Here is a 9,511-nt window from a genome sequence, read left to right as displayed (position 1 = left end):
ACCGCAAAGCCGTCGCATAATCCGAACAACAAAATGAGCCAGACCCTCCCTTGGATCGGGCAGCCCACTGGCCCAAAATCCCTGACGACGGACAGCACGGCCCTTGCAGCGATATCGCTGAACCTTGGTCCGCGTCCGGCCGCACCTTTGACGATCGACGTCACCGCAGAAGGGGCACGCCTGATCGTTCGTCGTGCGGCCTCAATCTCCGAGATCGCCGCCGTCTTACGTCGCAGGGCCCTGAGTTCGACCTAGGTCCCCTCGACTTGGGCTAGGCTCAGATCTCCCAGACGTGCCAGAAGCTGTGAGAAATTTTGATGTCGCATGGGTCGCCATCCCTTCACCAGAGAAGGGAATATTGGCATGTTTACCGATCCCGAAACGCGCCAACCCGATCTGCGGACACGTCCATTTTCTAAGCTGGAATTTCCTCGGGCGGGCGGTACGTCTGCCAAGGGCCAGATACGCCTCTCTTTGTCTGCCCGCTTGGATAAATATCAACGATCCGCGAGACCGGGAACACGCTGGAGACCGAACCAGACGCGCCCACAAGAGCACAATCCATGGCAGCCACACCTTCGCAGAAGTGGAGTCTGTGAATTTCAGAAAGACCGACGTGCATTCGATTTGTACGATATGACACCTTCGGTACATTGCGCACGTGGTGTGACCGTCAGTCAAGCAGCTCCAAGGCGGCGGTCGGATCAGCGGCAATTTGCATGAATGACAAGATTGAGGCATCGGCAAAGCCATGCGCGACAAGTCCGTCCATTAGGTCAATCAAAGGATCCCAATATCCGAAAACATTGATCAAAATTATGGGCTTGTCATGCAAGCCAAGTTGTCGCCAGGTCAAAACCTCGAAGAACTCGTCCAACGTTCCCGCGCCACCGGGCAACACGACAACTGCATCCGCATTCATGAACATGACCTTCTTGCGCTCGTGCATCGTCTCGGTCACCACGAAAGAGGTGAGGTCCCGTTTGCCGACCTCCATCGACATCAGGTGCGTCGGGATTACGCCGAAGGTGTCGGCCCCGGCCGCCTGAACGCTCCTCGCGACACGGCCCATCAGGCCGACATCGCCGGCACCATAGACCAGTCGCCAACCGCGATCGGCGATGCCCTGACCCAGCATTTCCGCTGCGGTCGCGAATGTAGGATTGTCACCATCGCGGCTCCCGCAATAGACACAGATCGACTTCGTCATCAAGCACACCTTCTTGTGGTTTTGACCACACCCTAGGGGGTTGATACGTTTGCAGTAACCCTGCGGATGGGTCTGTGAAGGAATCAGTCATGTTGAATGGGAGCGGTGCTGGTCGGACGATCACCTTAGTGGGTGGGCTGGCCTTGCTTGGCCTGGCCGGATTTTTGCTGTTGCAACAGCGGGACGCCCGGCTGGTACCGGTCGTTGTTCCGGCTGATGAGCGCGAGCAGACCGCCGAAGCCACCGAAACTACATCTATCGGCAGCGATGTCACCAATCCCGCAGCGCAAGTTACAGACGTCACTCCACCCCAGACAGTCGAAGTGCCGACGGCCCCGGTCATGGGTCGCCCCAACCTCGATGTGGTACGCATCGACGAGGTGGGCTCTGCGGTGGTTGCGGGTCGCGGTAGTGGCGGCGCCTATGTGATCCTGCGACTGGACGGAGAGGAAGTGGCGACCGCACGAATAGATGAAAGCGGAAACTTCGTGTCTCTGTTCGATCTGGGTACCGTCGATACGCCGCGGATCCTTACGGTCGAAACACGGGACGCCGATGGCAATATCTCACGTTCCGACGAAAGCATAATAGTAGCCCCGACTTTCCCACTTGCACCGACAGTGGCGCGCGCGCCCGAGGTGTCAGACGGCAGCCAGTCGCAAGAGCCTGCGGACGAGACCGCCACCGCAAGACTCCCGCCAGAGTCAGCCCAAGCACCACCGACCTCAACCGAGGCGGAACCGACAGCAGCGCCCGTCGTCGCCAACTCGGGGGCGACATCCACGACTGCTGCTCCCCCCCGTCTGTTCCGTTCCGGTCCCGATGGCGTTTCGGTTATCGCGCGTGCCGCTCCGACGCCTGAGACGACACAAGATATTGGGATCGATGCAATTTCCTATGATGAAACCGGTGCGGTCTCCTTGGCGGGTACCGGGAACCGCGATAGCGAGCTGCGCATCTACCTCGACAATAAGCCGATCCAATTGGCGCGGGTCGGGCAGGGCGGCACGTGGTCTTCGCCTCTGCCAAATGTCGACAGCGGGCTCTACACACTTCGCATCGACGCCCTGGCTCCGGACGGAACGGTACAAAGTCGTATTGAAACCCCGTTTCAGCGAACCGCTCCCGAGGTCGCCGCTGCATCGCGCCGCGATGGCGTGACGGCTATTACCGTACAACCGGGCTATACCCTCTGGGCGATTTCCGAAGGTTATTTCGGAGAGGGCATCCAATACGTACAGATATTTGAAGAGAACCGTCGACAGATCCGCGATCCTGACCTGATTTTCCCGGGCCAGGTCTTCGACCTTCCCCAAGTCGAATGACCGCGGTTTTCATTCCTGCGACGGCAGCCTAGGATTGCCAAAATCCCAGCCCGGATGGACTGATGCGCCGCACTACATTGACCACGACCGAGGCCCCGGCGGGTGCCTTGGGTATCATCAGGCGCGTCATTCCATACCTCTGGCCCGATAATGACACTGCGGTTCGCGTTCGCGTCGTTGCTGCGTTGTCCATGTTGGTTGTGGCAAAGATCATCGCGGTAACCACGCCATTGTTTTACAAGGCGGCGGTCGATGCGCTTGCGCCCGAGGTGATGACCCCGGCCTGGACGCTTGGGTTCGGTGCCGTCGGCCTGACCGTGGTCTACGGCGTGGCCCGCGCGATGAACATCGGGTTCCAACAGCTCCGGGACGTCATCTTCGCCAGCGTCGGCCAGCGTGCCCTTCGCCGGTTGGCCGCTGAAACCTTCAGCCACATGCACCGACTCTCTATGCGCTACCATATCTCCCGCAAGACCGGGGGTCTGTCGCGCATTATCGAGCGCGGGGTCAAGGGCGTCGATTTTCTTTTGAGGTTCCTGCTTTTCTCCATTGGCCCGCTGGTGCTGGAGTTGCTGCTGATCTCGATCATTCTCTTCTTCCTTTTTGACGTCTGGTACCTTGTCATCGTGCTTGTGACGATCGCGGCCTATGTCGCGTTTACCTTCAAGATTACGGAGTGGCGGGTGAAGATCCGCAAAATCATGAATGACGAGGATACGGATGCAAACCAGAAGGCCATCGATAGCCTTTTGAACTTCGAGACGGTCAAGTATTTCGGTGCCGAGCAGCGTGAAGCAGTCCGCTATGATGGTGCGATGAAGAACTACGAAGCGGCCGCATTGAAGACAGCCTACTCTTTGGCATTCCTGAATTTCGGGCAGTCGGTTCTGATCACAGCCGGACTGGTTGGTGTAATGGTGCTTGCCGCCATCGGCGTCCAAAATGGCGATTTGACCGTAGGTGATTTCGTGATGGTAAACGCCTACATGATACAGATTACGATGCCTCTGAATTTTCTTGGTACGGTTTATCGCGAAATCCGGCAAGCGTTGGTCGATATGGGCGAGATGTTCGGCCTCCTTGAGCAGCCACCGGAAGTGCAGGACAAGGTTGGTGCCAAGGCGCTGACCGTGTCGAAGGGCAGGGTGGTCTTTCGGGACGTTGAGTTCGGCTATGAAGTCGAGCGGCCCATCCTCAAAGGCGTGTCCCTCACCGTTGAACCGGGGCAGACCATCGCGGTTGTCGGTCCATCCGGCTCCGGAAAATCGACCATCGGGCGCCTGCTGTTTCGCTTTTATGATGTGGGTGGCGGAGCGATAGAGATCGATGGGCAAGACCTCCGCGATGTCACGCAGGACAGCCTGCATTCCAAGATCGGTGTAGTGCCGCAGGATACGGTTCTGTTCAACGATACAATCCGTTACAATATTGCCTATGGACGCCCGGACGCGAGTTTTTCCGAAGTTCGCGAAGCGGCCCGTGCCGCCCGCATTGACGGTTTCATCGAAGGCTTGCCTCACGGATACGAGACGACGGTTGGCGAACGGGGCCTGAAACTGTCGGGTGGCGAGAAGCAACGTGTCGGCATCGCGCGAACACTTTTGAAGGATCCACCGATCCTGCTTCTCGACGAAGCCACGTCGGCCTTGGATACAGAGACCGAGCGGTCGATCCAGGCCGAATTACGCGCCATGTCCCAAGGACGATCCGTGATCACAATCGCGCATCGCCTGTCAACGATCGTGGACGCGGATCGGATTTTGGTTCTCGAAAACGGGCTTATCACAGAAAGTGGAACCCATGATGCACTTCTTGTCCGCGGTGGCCGCTACGCATCAATGTGGAACCGCCAATTGTCGGATGAAGAAAGCGCCGCCTGATTCAATGGGCCTTGAACGTTGTCAGAAAAGTTCGATCGTCTCCTTGGTTAATTGGACTTTGTGCCCGGATAGCCGCGCGCGCAGCGTAACCTGTTGGGCCCGTTCAAATATGCTCTCGGGGATCACAGACGGATTTGCAGCTGCAAATACCGAGAGTTCGGTAAAGATATCTGCAAGATCCGCCAGTGTCTGCTGCACCGTATCGAGTGATTGAACATCTCTGAACAGAGCGTCTTCGTTCGACACAACGACTTGCTTGCTGAAATGATCTTGCAGCGTGGACAATGTGGCTGCGGCGGTCTCGCATTCCATGGCAACGCGGGCCGCGAATTCATCACCAGTAATCCCCATCAGAGGCGCCCCACGACTGCTTCGATACAATCCTTCAGTTGAGACGATGTGAATGGTTTGGTCAGAAAATTATTCATTCCAAGTTTCTTACCTGTCTGGATGACGGCTTCGTCACCACGTCCGGTAACAAGTATGAAACCGATCTTTTGCGTGGCCGGGTCCGCTCGCAAGTGCTGCAGAAGCTGCAGGCCGTTCAACTCAGGCATATAAAGATCAGACAGGATAAGATGCGGTGCGGACTGTTTTGCTTGGACCATCCCGGTCCTCCCGTTCTCGGCATAGGAGACATTGGCCACCCCGAGCGCATCCAGCGCCTGCAGCAATATCCCTCTACTCGTAGACATGTCGTCGACGACAAGGACTTTCAACATCTCTCTCAGCGCCATGAACTTCTAGTCTCCTCAGAATGATAGTTCGCGTTGGCCACTGCCAGACGACGAAAAGCTGTGCGACCGGCCGCCACCATCGGGGGGGCCTGTCCAAGCAGTTGTTCAGAATGGCCAATCGCGAACAGGCCATTCGGTCCGAGGCGTGCGCGAAGGGCAGAATGGACCGCTTCCTGCGCCGCCCTGCTGAAGTAGATTGTGACATTCCGACAAAATATGACATCGAACTGATCTGGGCGGGCCAGCGGATGAAGAAGGTTGTGCTGCTGCCAGGTAATACCCTCAAGCAAGTTTGCGAGGAGCCGCTCACCCTTTACATAGTGCACTCCTCCAGGTTCCCGTACGCCATCCGGCAAACGCTTGAGTGCGTTAATCAAGGTTGGTTCTTCAGTTCGGGCATGTGCCTTGGCCAGTACACTACGGTCTACGTCCGTGGCGAGAATTTCGACACTCTTCGCCCAACTCGTCCCCAGGACCGCCATGCAGGTCGCTGCCATCGATAAGGGCTCTTCACCACTTGAACAGCCTGCAGACCAGATCTGGAATCTATCAGTTCGACCGTTTAAGTTTGACGAACGAAGTTGGTCGGCAAGTAGAGCGAAATGGTGCGGTTCCCTATATACGCCCGTTACATTCGTCGTGAGAGCCGCAACGAATTCCATTCGTTCAGCCCGGCACTCGGGGCCAGACCCGCAGATCAACTCGAGGTAGGAGCCGAAATCACGCAGGCCTGTCTGCCGCAAGCGCCGTTGAAGCCGGGATGCGACAAACATTTTCTTTGCCTCAGGCAAGTGAAGCCCAGCATCACGCTCGGCAAGGGCAGCAAGCGCTTCATAGTCATCCGCACCAAGCGGAATCATGCTGCGGGACTTCCGAGGTTGGTTTCGACTTTCGGCAGGATTCTAGCGGTGGACAACACTTGGACCATCGTCTCGTCGACCACGAATAATTGCTCAGCCATCGACTCCTGATCTCCCGCTGTGACGCGAGGGACATCCTGTAGTTGATCCAGACTTGGATGGACGATGTCCGAAACCGCATCGACAAGAAGGCCGTGCACCCGGTTATTTTGCTGAATGACAATTATGACACTGCGTGGATCGTCTGGTGTCCGTGCCTGCCCCATACGCTGAGCCAAGTCCATCACCGGTAATACTGAACCACGAAGATTTACCATTCCACGCATAAAGGGCGGCGCGTGAGGTAGAGGTGTTGGTTCGCTCCAGCTGCGGATCTCACGGACCGACATGATGTCAACGGCATAGCCTTGTCCACCGCACTTGAAGGTCAGAAGTTCTGGTGTACCCGCGGTATCAGAGCGCGTCGCCGTCGAATCGCCGATTGCGCCCTCGATGGATTGCTTGGTCATGATGCCTTTGCTTCCTTTTTGGATGTTGGATGCCGGTGTTGCAAACCAGACAGAACCGCGATTCCCGCTGGATCGACGATTAGCGCGACCTGGCCGTCGCCCAGGATCGTTGCGGCGGAAACGCATGGCACGCTACCAAAATTCTCGTTTAAGCCCTTTATTACGACCTGTCGCTGTGCCTCGATTGCATCGACGCACAGTGCAAAAGGTCCGCTTTCGTCCGGTTCGACAAACAATAGCGCGGCGTCTTCTTTAGCCGTGGTGTCTTTAACATTTGCAAACCCCATACCTTCGGCCAGTTCGATAAGCGGAACAAAGCGGTCATGAAGTTTTACTACCTTGTGGTTTGCTCCAACTTTCTCGATCCGAGCAGCGCTGAGCGTCTGGGTCTCGATAATCACTGAAAGTGGAATAACCATACGTTGCTCATTGCTTCGCACGATCATGCCGTCCAAAATCGCAAGCGTAAGTGGCAAGCTAATTGATATCGTGCAGCCGGCTCCATCAACTGAGACGATAGATATGGTCCCATTGAGATCGCGGATCGCACGTTGCACAACGTCCATGCCAACACCGCGGCCCGACAGGGCGGAGACCTTCTCAATTGTCGAAAACCCAGGCATGAACAGTAGCCGATCGATTTCCCCCGCTTCGAGCGCCTTTCCTTCGGAGACAAGTCCCCGCTCTATTGCGCGCTCCAGAACGCGAGTACGGTTTATGCCACGTCCATCATCGGATACTTCGATAATTACACGGTCGGACTGCTGTCGAGCAGTCAATCGAACAATGCCGCTCTCGTCCTTCCCACTTGCCAACCGGTCTTCGGCCGCTTCGAGGCCGTGGTCAATCGCATTGCGGATCATATGCGTTAGTGGGTCCGCGAGGCGTTCAACGACAGTTTTGTCTATCTCAGTGCCTTCGCCCTCTGTAACCAGCGAAACCTGTTTTCCGGTCGCTTGCGCAGCTTCGCGAACGATGCGGGTCATGCGCTGAAACAGGGATTTCACTGGCTGCGCCCGGATTGACATTACGCTATCTTGCATGTCTCGGGTTAGCTGGTGCAATTCGTCGAGGTTGGATGCCGCCTCAGAATGCTGATCAAGGCCAGCGCGCATCATGCCTTGGGCGAGCATGGACTGGCTGATCACCAGCTCCCCGACCAAGTTGACCAACCTGTCAACCCGCGCCAAATCAACGCGTATTGTGGTCGAAACCTGAGTGGCAGCCGTATTCGGGCGGTCCGCGGGCACCACATCAGCAGAAGTCGAGACCGCACCGTCCGTGGGAATCTGCAACGAATGGCGTGAAAGAATGGACGCGTCCCCAGCCTCAAGCCTTGATGATTGCTTTCCAATCGTTCCTTCCGATGGTCTCGAGCTTGGGCCCGCCACCGAGGTAATCATTCCTTCTTGGTCGTCTTTATATTCTGCATCTTTATGATTAAATACGGAAATCTTCAAAGCACAAAGGTCCACGGCGAACTCAAATACGCTTTCGATTTCGGTTTCCGTTAGGTCTGGTGCCGACGGGGCCAGTTCGATCCTCCAGCGGAGGCGGGGTGTCCGAACGTCCATCTCTGAAAGTGTAGGGAGGTCTCCATCCATTGCTTTGGTGACGAGTTTCCCCAAAACCTCAAGAGCTCGGAACAGGAAGAGTGGTTCATTCCCACTATTAAGAAGATCTGGAAGGGGTTCGAATACGATTTCCCAAATCCTGCTGCCGAACGCCGGCCCCTCTCGTTTTGTCGACTTTGCGTCGTGGTCGGCGATCTCAATCGGGATAACCATGGCAACGCTTTCCGGTGTCAGGTCTCCTGATATTGGATCAAGTCCGAAGTCCAACATGACTGGATTGAATTCATCGCCCCCAGCGACATTGCCTTCTGCGACAGGCAAGGAGTCGATGAGAGCCTTCAGATCTGACGTGTCCGGCAACGTCATATCTTCCCCGGTTCTGCAAGCCATCACCAAGTCGCCCAGCTGATCGCTAGACCGTAGCAAGACAGCGATTACCGGGGCACCTTTATCAAGGCGACCTGAACGCAAGGCATCCAGCGTCGTCTCGAATTCGTGGGCGAACTTGACGAGGACATTGAGCCCGAATGCCCCCGCACCGCCCTTGATGGAATGCACCGCGCGAAAGACTGCATCCACGGTATCTTCGTCCTGCGTACCGGACTGCAAGGCGAGCAAACCGGATTCCAGGCTTTCCATCAGTTCTCCGCACTCCTCGAAGAACGTGGCCTTGATCGAGTCGAAGGGATCCATCAGGTCAGCCCCGTCACCGTCCTCAGTGCCCCGACCAAACGGGCGGGGTCGAACGGCTTCACGATCCAGCCCGTCGCTCCGGCGGCGCGGGCCTTGAGTTTGAGGTCACGCGCACTTTCCGTTGTGAGGACGAGGATCGGAATACCGGCGAACTTGTCCCGTTTGCGTACGTTATCGATAAACCCGAAGCCATCCATCCGGGGCATATTGACGTCGGTCAGGATCGCATCTGGAATGTGATCAAGGCCTTCCAGGACTTCAAGCCCGTGAACACCGTCCTCGGCGAGGTTGGTTTCGATACCCTCCCGCTCCAAGGTCAGGCGTACCATGTCACGGATCGTTCGGCTGTCATCAATCGCAAGGATTCTCATGCGCTTCCCTCCCCAGTCTGAAGTCGCTCAATGGGGACGCCAAGGGTTTGCAGGCACGCGCAAAAGCCAGTGGACGGTGCAACGATGCGCATTGTTTTATTCCTTGCCTTCTGATGATCCCGCGCGGCCATCATCACCTGAAGGCCCGGCGTCGTAACCAAGGCAACGGTACCGGCGTCGAAGGTAAGATCGCGCGTGTCCGCAAGAACCAGATCGCGCAGCGCGTCCGCGGCGGATATGTCCACCCTTTCAGGAAGGACGATCACGCCATCGGACTCGGTCAGGGCCGTCATTTCTCGCACCGTAACATGCTGCATCGCCTCTTTCGATTTCGATGAGCAGTGCCTAAAGC

Annotated in this window: 11 protein-coding genes; 3 read left to right on the top strand and 8 right to left on the bottom strand. The window is 56.8% G+C overall.

Going from position 1 to position 9,511, the window contains the following annotated elements:
• Positions 1-255 (top strand): hypothetical protein (locus BLV27_RS14715; protein ID WP_211605519.1); only part of this gene is annotated, 255 nt, incomplete at its 5' end.
• A 418-nt stretch (positions 256-673) separates the two neighbouring features.
• On the opposite strand, the gene BLV27_RS14710 is transcribed toward BLV27_RS14715, so the two are convergent.
• On the bottom strand, positions 674-1,210 hold the full coding sequence (locus BLV27_RS14710; protein ID WP_425283662.1) for an LOG family protein: 537 nt from the start codon (positions 1,208-1,210) through the stop codon (positions 674-676).
• 89 nt (positions 1,211-1,299) lie between these two features.
• On the opposite strand from BLV27_RS14710, the gene BLV27_RS14705 reads away from it, so the two are divergent.
• Both BLV27_RS14705 and BLV27_RS14700 read left to right on the top strand, forming a co-directional pair.
• Complete coding sequence (locus BLV27_RS14705; protein WP_092647255.1) at positions 1,300-2,535, top strand: LysM peptidoglycan-binding domain-containing protein; 1,236 nt, start codon at positions 1,300-1,302, stop codon at positions 2,533-2,535.
• Between the two features lie 62 nt (positions 2,536-2,597).
• Positions 2,598-4,415, top strand: coding sequence for an ABCB family ABC transporter ATP-binding protein/permease (locus BLV27_RS14700; protein ID WP_092647254.1), 1,818 nt, complete (start codon positions 2,598-2,600; stop codon positions 4,413-4,415).
• A 21-nt stretch (positions 4,416-4,436) separates the two neighbouring features.
• On the opposite strand, the gene BLV27_RS14695 is transcribed toward BLV27_RS14700, so the two are convergent.
• From BLV27_RS14695 to BLV27_RS14665, 7 genes are read right to left on the bottom strand one after another with little or no spacing between them, the layout of a single operon-like run.
• Positions 4,437-4,766 carry a hypothetical protein gene (locus tag BLV27_RS14695; protein WP_092647253.1) on the bottom strand — a complete coding sequence of 110 codons (330 nt, stop codon included), beginning with the start codon at positions 4,764-4,766 and terminating at the stop codon, positions 4,437-4,439.
• The gene (locus BLV27_RS14690) at positions 4,766-5,152 is read right to left on the bottom strand and encodes a response regulator (protein WP_092647252.1); all 387 of its coding nucleotides are present in this window, start codon (positions 5,150-5,152) and stop codon (positions 4,766-4,768) included. Before BLV27_RS14690 ends, BLV27_RS14695 begins: the two co-directional genes overlap by 1 nt.
• Positions 5,143-6,012, bottom strand: a complete 870-nt coding sequence (locus BLV27_RS14685; RefSeq protein WP_092647251.1) for a CheR family methyltransferase — start codon at positions 6,010-6,012, stop codon at positions 5,143-5,145. Before BLV27_RS14685 ends, BLV27_RS14690 begins: the two co-directional genes overlap by 10 nt.
• Complete coding sequence (locus tag BLV27_RS14680) at positions 6,009-6,521, bottom strand: chemotaxis protein CheW (RefSeq protein WP_092647250.1); 513 nt, start codon at positions 6,519-6,521, stop codon at positions 6,009-6,011. The genes BLV27_RS14685 and BLV27_RS14680 overlap by 4 nt, the downstream gene beginning before the upstream one ends.
• The gene (locus BLV27_RS14675) at positions 6,518-8,788 is read right to left on the bottom strand and encodes a chemotaxis protein CheA (RefSeq protein ID WP_092647249.1); all 2,271 of its coding nucleotides are present in this window, start codon (positions 8,786-8,788) and stop codon (positions 6,518-6,520) included. The genes BLV27_RS14680 and BLV27_RS14675 overlap by 4 nt, the downstream gene beginning before the upstream one ends.
• The gene (locus BLV27_RS14670; protein ID WP_092647248.1) at positions 8,788-9,159 is read right to left on the bottom strand and encodes a response regulator; all 372 of its coding nucleotides are present in this window, start codon (positions 9,157-9,159) and stop codon (positions 8,788-8,790) included. Before BLV27_RS14670 ends, BLV27_RS14675 begins: the two co-directional genes overlap by 1 nt.
• A complete protein-coding gene (locus tag BLV27_RS14665; protein ID WP_170831472.1) occupies positions 9,156-9,452 on the bottom strand; it encodes an STAS domain-containing protein in 297 nt (98 codons plus the stop codon). Before BLV27_RS14665 ends, BLV27_RS14670 begins: the two co-directional genes overlap by 4 nt.
• Between the last annotated feature and the right edge of the window lie 59 nt (positions 9,453-9,511).

The organism is Jannaschia faecimaris (assembly GCF_900107415.1).
GTDB classification, from domain to species: Bacteria; Pseudomonadota; Alphaproteobacteria; order Rhodobacterales; family Rhodobacteraceae; genus Jannaschia; species Jannaschia faecimaris.
The sequence above is the reverse complement of the archived record's forward strand: the minus strand, read 5'-3'. Positions and strand labels throughout refer to the sequence as shown.

What these genes read in the sequence shown, in the direction of transcription:
- BLV27_RS14675 (WP_092647249.1), bottom strand. Translation starts at nt 8,788, where the DNA reads ATGGATCCCTTCGACTCGATCAAGGCCACGTTCTTCGAGGAGTGCGGA.
- BLV27_RS14685 (WP_092647251.1), bottom strand. Translation starts at nt 6,012, where the DNA reads ATGATTCCGCTTGGTGCGGATGACTATGAAGCGCTTGCTGCCCTTGCC.
- BLV27_RS14665 (WP_170831472.1), bottom strand. Translation starts at nt 9,452, where the DNA reads ATGACGGCCCTGACCGAGTCCGATGGCGTGATCGTCCTTCCTGAAAGG.
- BLV27_RS14690 (WP_092647252.1), bottom strand. Translation starts at nt 5,152, where the DNA reads ATGGCGCTGAGAGAGATGTTGAAAGTCCTTGTCGTCGACGACATGTCT.
- BLV27_RS14680 (WP_092647250.1), bottom strand. Translation starts at nt 6,521, where the DNA reads ATGACCAAGCAATCCATCGAGGGCGCAATCGGCGATTCGACGGCGACG.
- BLV27_RS14705 (WP_092647255.1), top strand. Translation starts at nt 1,300, where the DNA reads ATGTTGAATGGGAGCGGTGCTGGTCGGACGATCACCTTAGTGGGTGGG.
- BLV27_RS14700 (WP_092647254.1), top strand. Translation starts at nt 2,598, where the DNA reads ATGCGCCGCACTACATTGACCACGACCGAGGCCCCGGCGGGTGCCTTG.
- BLV27_RS14710 (WP_425283662.1), bottom strand. Translation starts at nt 1,210, where the DNA reads ATGACGAAGTCGATCTGTGTCTATTGCGGGAGCCGCGATGGTGACAAT.
- BLV27_RS14670 (WP_092647248.1), bottom strand. Translation starts at nt 9,159, where the DNA reads ATGAGAATCCTTGCGATTGATGACAGCCGAACGATCCGTGACATGGTA.
- BLV27_RS14695 (WP_092647253.1), bottom strand. Translation starts at nt 4,766, where the DNA reads ATGGGGATTACTGGTGATGAATTCGCGGCCCGCGTTGCCATGGAATGC.